Source organism: Nostoc mirabile CHAB5784 (assembly GCF_020829645.1).
Lineage (GTDB): Bacteria > Cyanobacteriota > Cyanobacteriia > Cyanobacteriales > Nostocaceae > Nostoc > Nostoc mirabile.
Map to the genome: position 1 here is coordinate 1 of NZ_JAIVFS010000100.1, position 19,200 is coordinate 19,200.

General features: G+C 37.8%; 7 protein-coding genes and 1 pseudogene. 3 read left to right on the plus strand and 5 right to left on the minus strand.

The window, feature by feature from the left end; all coding sequences use genetic code 11:
* Positions 1 to 116: 116 nt before the first annotated feature.
* The 3 genes and pseudogenes from LC653_RS35970 to LC653_RS35980 all read right to left on the minus strand — a co-directional run.
* The gene (locus LC653_RS35970; RefSeq protein ID WP_229499769.1) at positions 117 to 9,368 is read right to left on the minus strand and encodes a non-ribosomal peptide synthetase; all 9,252 of its coding nucleotides are present in this window, start codon (positions 9,366 to 9,368) and stop codon (positions 117 to 119) included.
* Between the two features lie 24 nt (positions 9,369 to 9,392).
* Entirely contained in the window at positions 9,393 to 14,888 is a 5,496-nt protein-coding gene (locus LC653_RS35975; protein WP_229499771.1) for a trifunctional serine/threonine-protein kinase/ATP-binding protein/sensor histidine kinase, read from the minus strand.
* A 247-nt stretch (positions 14,889 to 15,135) separates the two neighbouring features.
* Positions 15,136 to 15,261, minus strand: a pseudogene (locus LC653_RS35980) (hypothetical protein); the annotation flags it as partial.
* Positions 15,262 to 15,898: 637 nt separating this feature from the next.
* On the opposite strand from LC653_RS35980, the gene LC653_RS35985 reads away from it, so the two are divergent.
* Positions 15,899 to 16,963, plus strand: a complete 1,065-nt coding sequence (locus LC653_RS35985; protein ID WP_229499773.1) for an IS1634 family transposase — start codon at positions 15,899 to 15,901, stop codon at positions 16,961 to 16,963.
* The gene (locus tag LC653_RS35990; protein ID WP_308189193.1) at positions 16,944 to 17,825 is read left to right on the plus strand and encodes a hypothetical protein; all 882 of its coding nucleotides are present in this window, start codon (positions 16,944 to 16,946) and stop codon (positions 17,823 to 17,825) included. Before LC653_RS35985 ends, LC653_RS35990 begins: the two co-directional genes overlap by 20 nt.
* Before the next feature lie 205 nt (positions 17,826 to 18,030).
* Here the strand turns inward: LC653_RS35990 and LC653_RS35995 are convergent, their stop codons facing one another.
* A complete protein-coding gene (locus LC653_RS35995) occupies positions 18,031 to 18,216 on the minus strand; it encodes a hypothetical protein (RefSeq protein ID WP_229499775.1) in 186 nt (61 codons plus the stop codon).
* 118 nt (positions 18,217 to 18,334) lie between these two features.
* Between LC653_RS35995 and LC653_RS46515 the strand changes: the two genes are divergently transcribed.
* A complete protein-coding gene (locus LC653_RS46515) occupies positions 18,335 to 18,469 on the plus strand; it encodes a hypothetical protein (protein ID WP_267923342.1) in 135 nt (44 codons plus the stop codon).
* Here the strand turns inward: LC653_RS46515 and LC653_RS36005 are convergent.
* Positions 18,452 to 18,847: a hypothetical protein gene (locus LC653_RS36005; protein ID WP_229499777.1), complete on the minus strand. Its 396-nt coding sequence runs from the start codon at positions 18,845 to 18,847 to the stop codon at positions 18,452 to 18,454. The genes LC653_RS46515 and LC653_RS36005 overlap by 18 nt on opposite strands.
* Between the last annotated feature and the right edge of the window lie 353 nt (positions 18,848 to 19,200).

A 19,200-nucleotide genomic window follows, 5' to 3' on the forward strand; every position in this document is an offset into this window, starting at 1 on the left:
AAGCATTGTAGCAGTGATAAGATATCGGACATGGGCTGATTGTGGTTTTTGAGTTGTCGTTGTGAGAGACAATAACTCTACTACATCGGCCCTCTCTCCTCATCCTCTTATTTTGGCTAAGGTATTGTATTCAAAAATCCACTATCTAAAAAATAAGCTAGATATTTACTGAGTAATTCAGTATCCATTGATGGACAGGAAATGGAAATGTCAGCAATTGCCTCAAGTGTATTGCTACAGTCTAAATTAGGGGTATTTTGATAGAGTTGCCATGCAGTTAGCCCTTGATGCACTTGTTCAGTCAGCATAGATATAAGAGGGAACAAAGAATTTTCTTGACAATACTGAGCTTGATTGATTAACTCATCTGTCCATTGAGCATAAGATACTTTTTTGAGTGGGTATCCACAAGCCGATATCAACTCAAATAATCTACTTAAATCGATATTTTCCGATGCTAAAGGCACTAAATGAAAAGCCTTACCCAAAGATTCCTTCTTTTTAGATATTTGAACAATGGTTTTACTGGCATAATCTACAGTAATTAAATCTTGTTTTTGATTGACTAAATCTGGGAAACTACCTAATTGTATACAACCTTTGATCAATCTAGATATGTAGTCATCTGTATTAGTTACGCCAGTATGTGAATGACCCATTAAAAATCCCGATCTAATAACTGTTACAGGGATACCTCTAGATTTAGCAATCCAAACAAGTTTTTCAGCTACCCATTTACTTTGGGTATAACCAATATCTTGATATAGATAAGTTTCACTATGATCAATATCATCGTCCTCATAAAGGACATTCAATCCAGTTAAACAAGCAATTGTGCCAAAGACAGCAATTGTTGAGATGTAATGTACTGGCTTGAGTTGATGCTGACATGCTAATCTGAGAACTTCTTGAGTGCCAAGAACATTTGCTGCCTTAATTACAGAATATGGTTTAGCAAAGTTGACTTGGGCACCACTATGATAAATCACATCAATTTGCTCTGCTAGATTCTGAAATTGCTCTACAGAAAGTCCCAGACGGAGTAAAGCTAAATCTCCTAGTATAGGGATAATTCTTGAGCTTTGGCTTGCATCCCAAATTAAATATTTTTCTAGGGTTTGCTGTAGCCTTTTAAAACCTTCAGTTTCGTTATTAGCTCGCACAAGGCAATATATTTTCGCCTGAGTTTGCTGTAGCAATTCGTGGATTAAGAAAGCACCTAAAAAGCCAGTTGCCCCTGTTAATAAAATATGATTTGGCTGAGTTATATCCTTAGTTATTATCCCCTGAGGATAGATATTTGGATCAAGAACGGCTTCAAGTTTGAGATTAACAACACTATTGAGAGCAGTAGAGCCTTCTTGATGTACTTTATCAATAAGTTGGCTGAGTCCTTCTACAGTTTGCTGCTCAAAAATATATCTGACGGGCAACTCTATTTGGAAATTTTCTCGCACAGACATCATTAACTGCACTGCTAACAGAGAATTACCGCCAAGTTCAAAAAAATTATCTTGAATGCGTACATGAGCAATACCAAGTATCTGTGACCAAATACCGATCATTTTTTCTTCGGTAAGAGTATGAGGTCTAATTAACGCTACTTCTAGAGTATGTCTGACTTGATCTGGAGCAGGTAATGCTCGACGATCTAACTTGCCATTGGGTGTTAGTGGCAACTTTTCTAGGGATACAAAAGCTGTAGGTATCATATATTCTGGCAGCTTTTGTTCGAGAAAGCGGCAAAGTTCTGATGCTAAGTTGCGGGTAAACTTACCCTTTAGCGGTTGATTAGCATAGGAATTCCAAGGCTTATTGTGAACTGTATCTTGTGAAAGGCTAACTGACAATATATCTATATTTATGCTTTGTTTTTGGTGATGTCTAAAAACTACCTCGTAACAGTCAACGACACTAGATTCAGACAAAATGATATCGAGCAAATAGGGTAAATCCTGGCTCAAATTCCACAGTTCTTCAGGATCAATCCCAGTATCGGGAAGTAGCTCTAGATGCGATCGCAGTTCACCTACTGTCTTAGGGCCATCTGGGTTATTCAGCAATTCTACAGTCTTGACTTCCTTAATTACCCTAGTATTAGGCACATTTCTAATTCCCAGAATTTCTGGCTGATTTGCTAATAACAGGTGACGAACAGATGACAGGGTTAGCTCTTGTTTTTGCCAATCAAGCCAAGGAATATCTGTATTGTTATCAGTACTTGTTCCTATGTGCAAAATCACATCATAGCGAAACTTTGTGAGTTCATTGTGATGCTGACCACGCTTAACTTGAATTTCAACGCGACCGATCTTGGGTAAGTGTTGTTGCAATGCGATGAAAAAATCTGGATGAATTACCAGTTCTTCCTCTTGGTTGAGGCGTTGTCGAACGCGCTCTTTTATCTGCACAGTGGAAAGTGAAGATGATGCTTGGTATAGTGCTACAGAAGCGTGGTAAGCCTCTAGTAAGGGTAGACTACGCACATCTCCTACAAAGATAGAACCCCCAGGCTTCACGGCATTGACAGCTCCTGCCAAAACTTGTACCAAATAGTCAATGCTGGGAAAATACTGAACTACCGAGTTAATAATTACCGTATTAAACGTATCTGCCTCAATACCCTCAAAATTGTCAGCAGGTCTTTGCAACAAAGTCAGTTGTGGCCAATCCTGACCAGACATTTGTAACTGTTGGATTTGTCGCAGTGCTTCAGGCGCAAAGTCAGTACCCCAATACTTACTGCAACAGGAAATAATTTTGCATAGTAACAGACCTGTACCGCAACCAATTTCTAGCACTTGGCTAGGTTGCAGAGAAAGAATGCGTTCAATGGTGTGGTCTACCCACTCGCGCATCTCCTTTGCAGGGATGGGCAGACCTGTATAACTACTGTTCCAACCAATAGTATTGAATACTCGGTTCTGTTCTTCGGTAGTTTGCTTGTAGGTTTGATCGTAAAGTGTTTGCCACTGGGAAAGGTGTTCAGTTTGCCAATTTGCTATTAACTCTTGGGCTTTCTCATCTTGTTGATTTTGGACTACATAAGCTACCAAACGCTTGTGCCCTGGTACATCTTCCCGATCTATCACAACACCTGTCTTGACTGACGGATGTTGCATCAACACAGTTTCAATCTCTCCTAGCTCGATCCGGAAGCCGCGAATTTTCACTTGATGATCGATACGGCTGAAATACTCAATATTGCCATCGGGAAGATAGCGAACTAAATCCCCTGTTTTATAAAGGCGATCGCTTCCTTTTGCCTTGTTAAAGGGGTTAGGAAGAAACCGAGCTTCCGTCAGATCGGGACGATTGAGATAGCCACGCGCTAAACCAGCACCACCAATATAGAGTTCTCCTGGCACACCCACAGGCACAGGCTGTAACTGAGAGTCGAGTACATAAAACTCAGTATTAGCCATAGGCCGACCAATCAGAACTTGTCCGTCTTCAGAAACTACTTTGTATGTAGCTGACCAAATAGTAGTTTCAGTAGGGCCATAGACGTTCCATAAAGTAGCACATCGCTGTTGCAATTGTTTAGCTAATTTTCTTGGTAAAGCTTCTCCACCACACAGTATTTTCAAATGCTTGTTACCATGCCAGCCTGCTTCTAAAAGGAGTTGCCAAGTGGCTGGGGTAGCTTGCATGATGGTAATATCGGAGTTGGTTAACTTTGCGATTAACTCTGTGCCATCCATAGTCTCTTCTCGGCTGACCATAAGTACATGGGCACCGAGAGTAATCGGGAGGAAAATTTCTAGTACTGCAATGTCAAAGGATAGAGTAGTAACGGAAAGGAGTATATCTTGCTCTGTCAGTTCTAAATGCTGACCCATGAAGTGAAGGAAATTCACTACAGAGCGGTGCATAATTTGTACACCTTTTGGTTTACCAGTAGAACCAGAGGTGTAGATTATATACGCTAAGTTGTCAGGATGAATATTAATATTAAGGTTATCTTGGCTTTGTGTAGCAATATCTAGCCAGTCTCTATCCAAACAGAGAATATGTGCTTGATGTTCAGGAAGTTGCGCCAATAAATGTTGTTGGGTCAGTAGTACTGATACTTGAGAGTCTGACAACATTAAGGATAAACGCTGCTGCGGATAGGCTGGATCTAGAGGTATATAAGCTCCACCAGCTTTGAGGATTGCAAGCACACCTACAATCATTTCTAGCGATCGCTCTACACAAATGCCTACTAATACGTCTGGCCCTACACCTAAAGCTTGCAAATGGCGGGCCAATTGATTGGCTCTAGTATTCAACTGGCGATAAGTTATTTGCTGTTGTGCAAAGATTGCTGCTATTGAGTCAGGCGATCGCTCTACTTGTGCTTCAAATAGTTGGTGAATGCAAGTTTGCTGCGGGTAATCGGCTTGAGTTTGATTCCATTCCACTAATAGTTGCTGACGTTCAGCATCTGTTAAAAGTGGTAAATCTGCAACTTTCTGGTCTGGATTGGTAACAATACCTGCAACTAAAGTCTGAAAATGTTCCCCTATGCGAGAGACAGTAGCAGCGTCAAATAAGTCAGTGCTGTACTCAAACCAACCACTAATACCATCTGGTGTTTCAAATAGTTCTAGAAACAAATCAAACTTGGCTGTGCCATTGTGTTCTAAGCGATGGTTAATGCTTAGACCAGAAAGTTCCAGAGCTTGCATGGGTACATTTTGCAGTGCAAAGCAGATTTGGAACAGGGGATGGCGGCTCAAATCACGCTCTGGTTCTAGTTCCTCTACCAGTTTCTCAAAGGGTAGGTCTTGATGAGCATAAGCTTCTAAGGTCACTTCTCGAACTTGCTTCAGCAATTGGCAAAAAGTTGGAGAGCCAGAAAAATTGCTACGTATTACTAAAGAGTTAACAAAGAATCCAATTAAACTCTCTATTTCCTGATGATGACGGTTGGCAATTAATGTACCTACTAAGATATCTTCGCTACTCGTATAGCGGAATAGCAGTGTTTGAAACGCTGCTAAGAGCGTCATATATAAAGTAACTCCCTGCTGCTGGCTAAATCGAGTTACTGCCTCACTGAGAGATTTGGAGAATGCTAAAGTTTGACGTGCGCCGCGATAAGTTTGGATTGCTGGTCGGGGGCGATGCCTACGGCGAGCTTCGCTAACGCTAGGTAATTGTAAAATAGGTAAATCTGCTAACTGCTGCTTCCAGTAGGCTAGTTGCTCTGATATGACTTTTTCTTGCAACCATTGCCGTTGCCATACACCAAAGTCTGCATACTGGATGGGCAGTTCAGTCAGAGGAGAAGGCAGACCATTGGCGAAAGTCTGATACAACAATGTCAATTCTTGAAACAATACGCTGACAGACCAACCATCAAAAACAATGTGGTGAATGCTCAAAAGCAGTAGATATTCTTCTGAATCTAACTGCAATAAGGTTGTTCGTAATAGTGGCCCACAGTTGATATTAAAAGGTTGCTGAAACTCCTCAATCATCAATCGCTGAATTTCTGTATCTTTTTCTGATTCAGAGAGCGATTCTCTGAAAGAGACACTTCGTGAACGCAAATCTACCAAATGTAAAGGTACAGTCAGAGCAGGAGCAATAATTTGTACAGGCTGCCCATTTGATGAAGCAAAAGTGGTGCGTAAAACTTCGTGCCGCCGAACAATTTCGTTGATGCTCTGTTCTAAGGCAACCAGATTCACCCTACCAAACAGGTGAAAAGTTTGGGGAAAATTATAAAAAGGATTATCAGGTAACAACTGTTCCAAAAACCATAACCGCTGTTGGGCAAAGGAAAGAGGCAAGTTTTGGTTACGCGTTACAGGACTGATCGCCCAAGTGTGCCATTCTTGATTTTGCTTGAGTTGTGCCTCGATATTTTCAGCCAAGGTGGCAACAGTAGGTGCATCAAATAATCGCCGTAATGGCAAATCTAACTGATAGGTATCCCGGACACGAGAGATTACCTGAGTTGCTAGCAGTGAGTGTCCCCCAATCTCGAAAAAGTTATCGTGGACGCTGATTTCTTCCAATCTCAAAACTTCCACCCAAATTTTTGCTAGTGCTTCCTCAATGGTGGTACGAGGTGAAACAAAATCTGGCTCTAGATTTCGTCCAGTGCGATCGGGTGTTGGTAGTGCCCGACGATTTAATTTGCCATTTGGGGTTAGTGGCAATCCATTTAACATTACAAAACTAGAAGGCACCATATAATCTGGCAGCTTCTCCTTAAGAAATTTACGGAGATTGCTACTAACTGTACGCTGCAAAATTTTCCATAGATGTTGGGTTTCTAAGAGATGCTCTATGCTTTGGTGAAAGAGCATTTTTTCTGTAGGTGTTAGAAGCAAGTTAATACCAGCCCGTTTACCCTGACTCCAAGCAACACTGCCTTCTAACCATAGTTCTGGCGATATCATCGGTAACTTTAGGCAAATACGGATTTGCTTACCTTTTGCCCAACTAAATGGCACCCCTACCAAGCAAACGCCACTATTGGAGATATCCTCTGTTAGCAGTTCTACTGGCCGGTTATCATTAGTCTCCACTCGACAAACACTTTGATAAGGTACTCGTTCCGGAATTAGGTTGGAAACAATATAACCAACTAGGCGCTTGTCCTTTGACACATCCTCACGCGCTATAACTGCGGCTTCGCGCACGTCAGGATGCTGCAACAGCATTGCTTCGATTTCCCCTAGCTCAATGCGGAAGCCGCGAATCTTTACCTGCTGGTCAATCCGACCAAGGTATTCAATATTCCCGTCAGGTAAATAGCAAGCTAAGTCACCTGTTTTATACAAGCAATCCGATTTTGCATAAGGATTAGAAATAAAACGTTCGGCAGTCAGATCGGGTCGATTGAGGTAACCTCTAGCTAAACTATGGCCACCAATGTATAACTCTCCTGCAACACCGATAGGAACTGGCTTTAACTCTGCATCAAGTAAGTAAAGTTGGGTGTTAGCGATGGGACGACCTATTGAGGGATAAACTGGCCAGGAATCAGGGTTACGATCTAATGTTAGAGCCGTTATCACATGGGTTTCTGATGGCCCGTAGTGATTATGAAATGAACAGTGTGGCAGCGACTTGAATAATTTCACAATAGCTGGGGTGATTTGCAGTTGCTCACCTGTGGTCGTAACTTCTTTTAAACTAGTAAATAATTGCAACTGAGATGTTGCTAGTTCTGCCATCTGTTGTAGTACAACAACAGGCAAGATAACTTTTTCAATCTCTTGGTTGTGAATAAAGTCAGCTAAGGCTGTAGTGTCCCGACGCAAGTTTTCTGAGATGAGAAACAAAGTTCCTCCCGAACACCAAGCAGCAAACATTTCATGAAAGCTAGCATCGAAGCTTAAAGAGGCAAATTGTAAGGTACGTACACCTGTTAATAGTGAGTTTAAGTGCCATTGCAGTAAATTCACTAAAGGACGGTGAGCTAAACAGATGCCTTTCGGTCTGCCTGTAGAACCAGAAGTGTAGATGATATAAGCTAAATTTTCGGCTGTGACTTCACTATCAAGATTTTCTTGACTGGATTGGCTAATCTTGTCCCAGTCGGTATCTAAACAGATAGCCTGTGAATTATGTTTAGGAAGCTCTGCTAATAGTTGTTGTTGAGTGAGTAATACTGATACTTGAGTATCCTCAAGCATAAAGGCTAAACGTTCCTTGGGATAAGCTGGATCTATTGGTACGTAAGCACCACCAGTTTTGAGAACTGCCAAAACTGCGATCGCCATCTCCAGCGTTCTCTCTACACAGATTCCTACTGGCATATCTGGTTTCACGCCTAGCGATTGCAGGTAGTGTGCTAACTGGTTCGCGTGCTGATTTAGCTCTCGGTAAGTAAGTGAAGATTGTTCGTGCTTCTGTGCCTCTTTAAAGACTACTGCTACAGCATCTGGCGATCGCTCTACCTGTGCTTCAAATAATTGATGAACGCATTTATCTAATGCGTAATCCGTACTGGTATCATTCCAAGTTTCTACTAATTCTTGGCGCTCGCTTTCTGGTAATATATTTAGCTGATCAAAATACTCAAATCCTTGACTAACTTGAGCGGCTATAAATAGTAATCTTTCTAAAAAATTTATATCAAAAAAACGCTTTTTATTATAAAATAGTTCTATTTCTAAATTATCATTAAAATCGTTAATTATAAGATGGACTTCATTTTCTCCGAAAGAATTATGGATAGTTAATTTAGAATACTCTTCGTTAATAGGTAGATCAAGAATACTAAAATTATAAAAGTTATAAAAGAACTTCGATTGTTCATCTTTTAAATAATTCCTTTGCAATAAAACAGAAATATTTTGTAAATTATCTAGATTTCTTCGATAATTCTTGATATAAGAAATGTAATTGATAATATTTGAGCTTTTCTCTATACTCTTTTGAGGTACAACAACAGGAACTACTTGGTAAATACAACCTAAAACATCCAGTAACTGCTTATCTCTTTTACCAATAATGTCGTAAAAGACAAAATCTGCTGGTGTTTGTAAATATTGGCTCAAATAAATGCCATAAACCGCTCTAAAAAATACCGGAACACTACAATTAATTAATTGGCAATATTTTCTAATTTGTGCTAATTCATCTCCAGCAATTTGTATTTTTCTTGATTTAGCTTTATTTTCTCTTTCGACTCTGGCATAAGGCGTAACAGGAATAACATTACTTAAAGTTTCCAACCAGTACTGCTGAATATCTGGCGTATCAAATCGGATAACATAATCATCAATAAAATCATGAAAAGAATTACCTTCAAAGTTTTGAGGATTATTGCCTGTTTTTAAAGCTTGGTAGACTTTACCTACCCTTTCAAAGAAAATTTTCCCGGAATATCCATCGAAAAGGATATGAGGCGCACCTAAAATAGCAGTATAGTTACCCTGTTTATCTTTGACTAAGATATTTTTAAAGAAATCATTTTTTTCCAATTCTAACTTAGTTTTAATTTTTTCTTCGATAATTTGCTCTAAGCTATTAAAATAGCAATTATTAATTGCTAAATCTATAAATTCAAAATTAACATCAGCATTTTTATCTACAAATTGAAAACCTTCACCTTTATAAAAAATAAACCTAGTTTTAGTAACGTCATCTTTTTGACATACTATTTTTATTGCCTGTTCCCAAACAAATCTGTCTAGGTTTTGCAATAGATTTACCGACATTCCCAAAGTAAATACAGTACTGTCTGGATAGAGTATATTATCCAGATATAAATCTCTTTGTGTAGTTGTTAGCCGTGATATTTTTCCAATCCTTGAAGGTTCACAAGGCTTATCTAGTATAGTTCCTGTTACCAAAGCCATTAAAACTTCTGAAATTGAGATAGTAGAAACATCTGTAGATTTATAATTGTTAATCATGATAATTTTTTTTAGAGTAAAACTTTAGCCGATTAATTTAGAATTATTCTGATGGATTGGGAGTTCAATTAAGAATTCGGTTCCTTGCCCTGCTACTGACTGACAACTGATTTTACCTCTATGCTTTTCCACAATAATTGTGTAACTAATAGATAATCCTAAGCCTGTGCCTTTTCCAATAGGTTTGGTAGTAAAGAAAGGATTGAAAATCTGAGGAAGTACATCTGATGTCATACCAGAACCGTTGTCAGCAATGCGAATAGCTAGCAGATTGTTATCTAATAACTCAGTAGTTATTTTGATATAAACTGAATTCAGTTCAACTCCCTGCAATGAAGATTGAGAGTTATACTCTTCTAAAGCATCAATAGCATTAGTTAATAAATTCATAAATGCTTGATTTAGCTGACTTGCATAACAATCTACCAATGGTAAAGAACCGTAATTTTTAATAATTTGAATCTTAAAGTTGGCTGATTCAGTTTTAAGGCGATGCTGCAAGATTAGCAAAGTGCTATCAATACCTTCATGGATATCAACTGGCTTCATTTCTGCTTCATCCAAACGGGAGAAGTTACGCAAGCTCAGAACTATCTGACGGATGCGATCGGCTCCAACCTTCATTGAAGATAGCAATTTAGGTAAGTCTTGAAGCAAAAATTCTAAATCTATGCCCTTTTGTTCTGCCAGCATTTGAGGATTCAGATTCGGTGATACCTGCTGATAATTTTTAATTAGATAGAATATATCTTCAATGTATTCACTAGCATGAGAAATGTTGCCATAAATAAAATTAATTGGATTATTAATTTCATGAGCTATACCAGCGACTAATTGACCTAAAGCAGACATTTTTTCTTTTTGAATCATTTGTAACTGTGTAGTTTGTAGTTGTTTTAATGTCAACTCTAAGCGTTGTGCTTGTTCTTCCAGGTGGACATTTTTATCATGTAATTCCTGTGTTCTCTCTTCAACTTTTAGCTCCAAAGATTTGCTATAAATTTCTAAGTCCTGTTTAGCCTGTTGCAAATTCTCATTTGCTTTAGATAGATTAGAATATAGTTTGGCATTCTCAATAGAAATAGCTGCTTGAGAGGCAAGAATTTTTAAAACTTCTAACCGCTCAGTAGTAAATGCATTCGTTGTTAAATTATTTTGTAAATACAAAATTCCGATGAGTTTAGTTTGATGAATTATCGGTGTACATAAAATGGACTTACATTTATTGTTAATAATATAAGAATCGCTAACAAATATTCCTTGACGGCTAGCATCACCAATAACGACACTTTCTTTAGTTCTAATAACATAGTTGAGTATAGATATTGGTAAATAGAGATTATTCTCTAAAGGCATAGAAGTTTCTAAAAGTATCTCATTTTTATTAATTCCCACGGATGCTTCTATTACCATTTGACCGTTTTTCTCTAAAAGTAAGCAACTTGTTTGTGCCCCAGCATTTTCCATAACAATTTTCATCAACTTGCCTAGCAACTCATCTAGCATAATTTCACTAGATATAGCTTGCGAAGCTTTAAAAACTGTAGATAAATCAAAAGATGCTAAATTATTTATCTTACTTGAAGTAGTTCCTGAGTTAGCTTTCCAAGTAGTAGATGTAGATGATTCGTAATTTACTCTTAATGGGCAATAATCAGGGTATTTTGACTCTAAATCATTGACTTTCGCAATGGCTCCCCAACGTACATAAGCATGATAAGATTCTCTTAGGTAGAAGCCTGCCTGCTGATCTCTACCACGGGAAAAGTAAAATTCTGCTGTTAACTCGTTTGCTAGTGCTTCTTCTTGAAAATATCCCTGTTCTTTTGCTCCTTGAATAGCTAGCTCATAATACTCCATAGCTAGAAAAGGTTGCCCTAAAACTCTTGCTTTTTCCGCCTCCACGAGTTCATATTTGTGTTGATAATTAGCAGGAGCATGACTAGCCCATAACCGCATTTGTTTCTGATTTTCATTGATAATAGCCAGATATTCATGTTGAGTCTTAGGTTCAACATTTGGATATAAAGCAATTAGAGCTAATGAATAGTATAAGTTGTGGATGCCAACCGTCATCATCCCCATCACACTAACTATATATTCTGAAGCTAATTTGGCATTATCAATTGCTTGATTATAATCTTTAAATAAGTAAGAAAGAATCAATTTAGCAACATAAGCAGCAGACAAAGAAGTAGCATTATTAGTAGTTTGTAAATATGGCAGCATTGCTACTTCATTAAAACTATCACCAATTAAAAGTTGTTTATTTTCTGATAACCCTTGTAGATTTAGTGCCATTTGATGCCAAATCTTAATGTAGTTTATAGGGAAATCTAGTTTAAATTTTTCCAGCAAATCAATATATAATGCTTGCTGATGAGCTACTGATTCAAGCTGTTCTCCTTTAAAAAATATATGACCGCAATAGTGGACAGAGCAGTAGCCGACGTATTCTATATCTCCAATTTCTAATGCACTTTGAATTCCTTCCTGCAAGGGAGCAATTGTTTCTCTAATATGTTCTTTCCAATGAATAGTAAAACCGTAAAACGGCGCGTATACTTTACTTTTAAGTTCAATAGCTTGAAACTGCTCTAATATTTGCCAAGCTATTTGACCAGAATGATATCCAGCATCAATATTTTCTAGATAGCCACATAACAGCATCCCATAATAAGCATATCCGTGAGCCGCTAAAGCTGAATGACCGTATTTAATACAGAGATTGACAACAGTCAAGATTATTTGAGGAAAAGTTGTCTTTGTCGGGTTAGCAATAAAAGCAGCACCGGCAATAGTAACAAGGATTTTTAAAGCCGCCAGTATATAAGGATCTTTCAGTTCTGGAAAATTTGCTAAATCCTGAAGCTGTGGTAAATTAGCTATAGTGCTTTGCTTATTTGGCGTGGGTGATAAAGAAACACCCAACTTTGCGATCGCTTCTAGTCCAGTATCAATGGCTTTAATCATCTGATTTTGAGCCATATAAAACTGGACTTGTAATTGATAAGCCTTGATTTGATCGAGTAGATTACTAGCTTTTTCTAAAATAGTTTCAGTGAAAAAAGCTGCTCGGTCGAAATTAGTATTTAAATACTCTAATTCTACGCTTTCTAGATGAAGTGCTAGCATCAAGTCGTAATTACTTTCCCAACTCGATGATGTAAGTAATTCTAGTCCGATTGTTGAATAGTTAAGAGCTGCTTCGTATGCTGATGATGCTTTTGCTTTTTGGCTAGTTATCAGATTTAATTTAGCTAGCTGATCTCTTTGAGTTTGATCGCAAATCAATTCAATCCCAAGATTGAGATGGTTAACAATATCAAAAATATTTTCTTCAATCTCCTTTGTTTGAAGAGATTTTAGTAATAATTGTCCAATTTTCAGGTGAGTTTGTTTTCTTTGCGATTCTGGAATTAGGGAATAAGCCGTTTGCTGGACGCGATCGTGCAAAAACTTATATGAAACTTTTAATTCCTGAGATTTTAAGAGTATAGATGTGTCTTCGTCAAAAAGCAGTGGAGCTTTATAGTTATCATTCAGTGGCAAAATTAGGCTTGCTTGAAGTGCTTCCCATAATTCAGATGCGGTTTCTGACTGAGACTTTTCATTGATTATCGCTAGAATATCTATATTAAAACGATTGCCAATACAAGCAGCTAATTTTAAGATATGCTGCGTCTTTTGAGGTAATTTGTTAATATTTCTAGCAATTAATTCTAAAGCATCATAATCTGTAAAACCAATTGTTTCAATTTGATTAAGTTCCCATTGCCATGCTCCAGTATTAAAATCAAAGTTTAATAGCTTTTCTTGGTACATGGTTTGGAGAAGCTGATTTAATAAAAAAGGATTTCCCTGAGTTTTATTAAAAATAAATTCAGCTAGCATTTTGGTTTTTTCTGTTGCACTATGAAGTGTATCAACTATTAGCTCATAAACATTATTAATATTTAAAGGCTGTAAAATAATATTATTTACAATTGCTCCTGCCTTTTGGATTTCATTTAAGGTTTGATTCAAATAATGAGTTGAGATGACTTCATTATCTCGATAAGCTCCAATAATCAGAAAATATTGGCTATCATCAACCATTAGCATCTGAATCAATTTGAAAGAGGCTATATCTGCCCATTGTAAATCATCAAAAAACAGAACAAGAGGATGTTCTTTTTGGGCAAATACCTGAATAAACTTTTGAAATACTCGATTAAAGCGAGTTTGGGATTCAGTTGTACCTAATTGTGCTACAGGTGACTGTTGACCTACAATTTTTTCAATGTCAGGAATAACATCAATAATTACTTGACCATTTTCGCCAAATGCTTCTAAAAGTTGCTGTTTCCAAATAACTATTTTTTCAGAGCTTTCTGTTAGTAGCTGTTGTGTCAACTCTTGAAATGATTCAATTAGAGCCGCATAAGGAATATTGCGCTTAAATTGGTCAAATTTACCAGAAATAAAATATCCCTTTTTTTGGAGGATAGGTTTATGAATTTCATTAACTAAGCAAGATTTACCAATCCCTGCATAACCTGAAACTAGCATTATCTCACTTATTCCAACACTCACTCTCTCAAAAGCTGATAAGAGAAATGTTACTTCTTCCTCGCGACCATAGAGTTTTTGAGGTATGGTAAATTGGCTAAAATTATCTAATTTACCAGGAATAAAATTTTCGTTTTTTCGATTATTTAATAATTGCTCTAAACAAATTTCTATATCTGCTTTTAACCCTAAACCACTTTGATATCTTTCTTCAGGCGTTTTCGATAATAGTTTCATCACAATATTAGATACTGCCTCTGGAATTTCTGAATTGATATGATCAGGAGGTAGAGGCTGTTTCGCAATATGGGAGTGAACTATTTCTAAAGGATCAATAAAGTTAAATGGTAACTGAGAGGTCAACATTTCATAAAAAGTGATGCCTAAAGAGTAAAAGTCTGTGCGATAGTCAATCGACCTATTCATCCGACCTGTTTGCTCTGGAGACATATAAGCCAGTGTTCCTTTAAGGAAATTAGGATTACTGAGCATTACATTTTCTTTTGATAGGCGTGATGCAATGCTAAAATCAGTAATTTTTACCTGCTTTGACTTAGGGTTAATAATTATATTTTGTGGTTTAATATCTTTATGAATAATATGTTGATTATGTAAATCTATAATAATATCTGTAAGCTGAATAGCTAGTTTTAAGCAATCTATAATATTTAGTCTACTCCGATCGATAAATTGTTTTAGATTTTGCCCTCCAATATCCTCCAAAACTAAGGCAATAGTATTTTCATAATTTTCTAATCCATAAACTTGAATAACCCCTGGTAAATTTAATGATTTAGAAATTTCATACTCGTGTTTAAACTCTGTTATATATTCAATATTAGAAGATTCATATTTAAGAATTTTTAGGATAACCATTCTTTCATTGACAAGCTCCATTGCTCGACAAACAACAGTATCGAGACTATCCGAAATTTTCTCTATAATTTTGTATTTTGAATTAGTAAGCATGGGTTATGATTTTTAATTACTTTTAGGAGACGATTATTTACCCAATATTATTCTCGTTTAAGCGGGGTTTCATCAACGGCAAGGCATTTTATTACTGGTCAATAGTGAATAACATACATTTTGCTACATACTATATTACTACAAGCTGCATTGTAACCCGCTAATATACTGTTGTTTTTAGGTTTGCTTAACAATTAGCTACGTAATTACCGCAATAACTATTTAGCCGTAATATTACTGGTACTTGCTATTGATACAACACACTAACGAAGCGATCGCAGAACTGGCGGTCAAATCGGAGTAACATCAATTGGGAAGGCAAGTAAAAATCAAATCCCCATGCTTTAGACATTTCCAAAGCGATATCATCTGGGTTCGGTAAAGACTTCTGTTGATATTGCTGTTGTAAGTTTGAGGGAAGTTTAGGGTCTGTCCTAGAGCAACCAAACTCCGAATGTGGTCAAGGCGAAAATTATACCAGTTAGCATTCGTGAGAGGTTAAGACAAAATCATTTTTGTCAATTAGTAATATTACTGCAAAATTGCTAACATAGTAAGTATTAAATTAATGTTTCTACTGAATTTTGAGGCAAGAATGAATGATGTTTTTAAATGTGACGCGATCGCTAGCCCAAAAATTCTGTTGAATAACCGGATTTTCAGCATAGTTTTAAGTACTATTACTTATTGACAAATGCTCTACAGCCTTAACCTCTCACTGATGACCAGTTAGTATCTTTTTGAGGGCTTTCGCCATAGGCACACAGATAAACCGCTCTCTGTACGTAGTAGATGCATACAGCCCACATTCCGCACTTCAGAATGCAATACATTAATGTTTCAATTAATATTACCAATAATAAAAATATTACCTAGTATTAATACTGAGAGCAGTTGGTAGGCGTGCGATCGTTGTAAAAGCTAAACTTAGCCGAACTGTTAAAAGTATTGTTAGTTGTAAAAAAATGAGAAAATCAAGAGAAAGCTTTCATAAATAAAATCGAAAAAAAATGAATCATCAAAAAGAAGAAACATTCATTAAAAATTTGGATCATTTAGGAATAGTAGCTGGAATTGTTGATGAGATAGGAATAGTAGAGAAAATCAATGACCTGCTAGGAACCGATACTAGGGAAAGAGTTAGTGCCGGGGAAGTCGTCAAAACAATTATTTTGAATGGACTTGGATTTGTTTCTAAACCATTGTATTTATTTTCACAGTTTTTTGAAGATAAAGCTATAGAACATTTTTTAGGGGAGGGGATTAAGGCAGAGGATTTAAATGATGATAAATTAGTCAGAGTGATGGATAAATTATACAAATATGGATTAACTAAGCTATTCCTAATAATTGCCTTAGAAGTCGTCAAAAAATATGGAATATCTAGAAAAAAAGCAGATCTGAAGAAATTAACACAAAAAATTAATGAAGAATTCCTGAAAATTGGAAAACAAATAGCTAAATTAGCTGCAGATGAATTTGAACAGCCATCGTTAGCGATATCTAGAATTCAAGAACTTGAGTCCAAACTAAAATATCATAAAATTTCGGAAGTCCAAATTATTGAGCGGCAAATTAAAGATAAAAAAGTACTTTATAAAGTTACAGGTGATTTGAGAGAAAATCAGGAATTAATTAGCGAAAATCAAAACTCTTCTGGGAGATTTATTTTAGCAACTAATATTTTGGAGCTAACAGAGTTATCAGCCCCAGAAATCCTGAGAATATATAAACAACAGCAATCCTCAGAGCGAGGATTTAGGTTTATCAAAGATCCTTTATTTTTTGCAGATAGTCTTTTTGTGAAAAATCCAGAAAGAGTAGAGACAATGATGATGTTAATGGGATTATGTCTTTTGGTTTATAATCTAGGACAAAGACAACTAAGAAGCTCTTTAAAAACCGAAAAAGCCACAGTTAAAAACCAAGTAAATAAATTAACTGAACGTCCTACTTGGCGGTGGATATTTCAATGCTTTCAAGGAATTCACGTTCTGATTATGCAAGGAGTTAAGCGAGTTATTAACTTGACAGAAGAACGTTGTCGTTGCGCTGTTGTCGGCGGCGGACAATGACGATTACAGCTTTGTTGACCAGAATTTTCAGCCCGAATCTTTGCAGACTTGGGGCAAGCGGGGTTCTGTTATAAACGTAGAAATGCGACGTTATCGAGAGTCTGTGCTTGGGGGATTGGTCGAGGATGGGTACACCATTATTGATGCCGACGATGCTGATGATGATGATAGTGGGGCAGTAATCGAGTCGGTTAAAGCGGCAAGTGAGCAATTGTATACTGCTGAGTGTGAAGCGATCGCTAATTCTGTTGAACTCTCTCAAACTGAACTCAAGAAACTGCAAGACAAAAGGGCGAAAACGAAAACTGAACGACATCAGCAACGCAAGGCGGAATTGTCTCGTCGCTACGAAATTGACGTAACCCCTGATTTGGTCGAGAAAGATGACGATGGGTGGTATCCCCAACTGCGGATGCACTATTATTTGACGCTGGGGCGGGAATTTCTGACCAACCGTGATGCGAAACGAGCAAAAGCGCAGTTAGAAGCTGGGGAGAATTCGATTTGGAAACCAGATTTTAACAAGGGGCAACTATTACCTGCTGTTTTGTTACTCGAAAATCTGAATCTGTTGCAATTTCTTACACCAGACGTTCAGTTGCGGGGGTCTGATGAGAAGATGGTGGAGTTTAAAGCGCTGGCTGTTCAGCACAGGCACGTTATCAAGAATTACTTGAATGTTTCCATTTCTGAAAAACATACACCGATTGCGATCGCACAGAAATTGCTGGAGAAAATTGATTTGAGGTTGGATTATGTCGGGCGTTTGGGATCGAGGGAAAATCGGGAGTGTGTTTACCAGTTTGTTCCACCCGATGATGAGCGTGATTCGATTTTCCGCCTATTGGCAAGTTTGGGTTAACTTCGCTGGTGGGTGTAAGTCTGTGGTGTGCGATTGGTTGATGGCGGTATAGGTCACATCCTCACAAAGCTCACCCGATTAATTACAGAGATGATCGCTGCATTGGTTAGGAATTTATCAAACCTGCGTGCTGCGAGGGGTTTAATGCCATGAAACCTTAAAATGAGAATTGGCGATCGCTAGATATTTACCACTACCAACATTTTTATGGCGGTGGATGCAGTCCCGCCGAGGTCAGAAGGCGACGCAAGTTAACGACTCCAACCCGATTTAATTGCAGAGCTGACACCGTTGCTCGACCACAGGGAGTTTTACCAATAACCTGTGTAAAATCATCGTTCCAGCTAAAATGCTCTGACCAAAGCTGCTGACGAGGATGAAACAGTGCCACCTCAAGTTTTGTTTCTGGATCGCAATGGCTGGTTTTGGTATGCTTTCGACCATTGCAGCCATAACACGACCAAGCTAAATTTTCTGCAATCGTTTCTCCACCTGCCTGACGGGGTTTGATGTGTTCTATAGTGAAGCTGTCAGGAGAAAATTCTTCTGGACATCGGCAATACTCACAGAGATTTTTGGCTCTGCTGGTTACTGTTCGTCACATTGCAGCAGATACTCTCTCAGATTCAAACGGCATGGAATAGCTGAGATTCCGACACAAATTGACGATTCAAGGTCAGCAAATCGATATTCCTTAGCCTTGCTAATTCCATGAGAGCTTCCAGACGTTCTACCCTCCACTGTTCTAGCTGATCCTCATACTGGATCAATTCTTCATGTTCCATGTCGGTGAGTTCTCCCCACTCACCGCGTTTGCGTAACTCTTCTAATCGTTTCTGCTCATTAGGAGTCAGGCGACGTTGGATGACTTCAACCAGGGCTAACTCAATCGGATTGGATGCAGCAAACTTAGAGGGTTCAGACAGAAACTCTAATAATTGAACTACGGCAGTTAACCGCTCTTCTGACAACTGCTCAATCAGTTCGATCGCTCTTCTACGAATATCGGTTGCTGGAGTCATGGAAGATCACGCTTACCTATGTCTAATCAAATTGTACTCAGACTGGACGGTTTTTTCGATTTAATCAAGAATTCACCAACCCCTATCTCTCACGTTAAAGGCATTCTCAATCTGACCATTCCGTTAAATGTAACCAATATTTCACAAGATTGAAAACAGCACCACAGCGAGCGATGACCTACGGTCGGGCGTAGCCCATTGCAGTGCAATCTCCTCTGTATCTCTCATCTTCTTAAAGAACAAAATTATGAATTACATAGCAAACAATTGCCTACAACAGGTGGGTACACTATACCTCTTGCAAAAATATATTTTTGCAAGAGGGGAAAGGGACTCATGTTATGCCTGGCGAG

Bases quoted from the DNA above. Each gene is read 5' to 3' on its own strand.
- LC653_RS35970 (WP_229499769.1), bottom strand. From the start codon at position 9,368: ATGATTAACAATTATAAATCTACAGATGTTTCTACTATCTCAATTTCA.
- LC653_RS36005 (WP_229499777.1), bottom strand. From the start codon at position 18,847: ATGACTCCAGCAACCGATATTCGTAGAAGAGCGATCGAACTGATTGAG.
- LC653_RS35985 (WP_229499773.1), top strand. From the start codon at position 15,899: ATGAATCATCAAAAAGAAGAAACATTCATTAAAAATTTGGATCATTTA.
- LC653_RS46515 (WP_267923342.1), top strand. From the start codon at position 18,335: ATGTGTTCTATAGTGAAGCTGTCAGGAGAAAATTCTTCTGGACATCGG.
- LC653_RS35975 (WP_229499771.1), bottom strand. From the start codon at position 14,888: ATGCTTACTAATTCAAAATACAAAATTATAGAGAAAATTTCGGATAGT.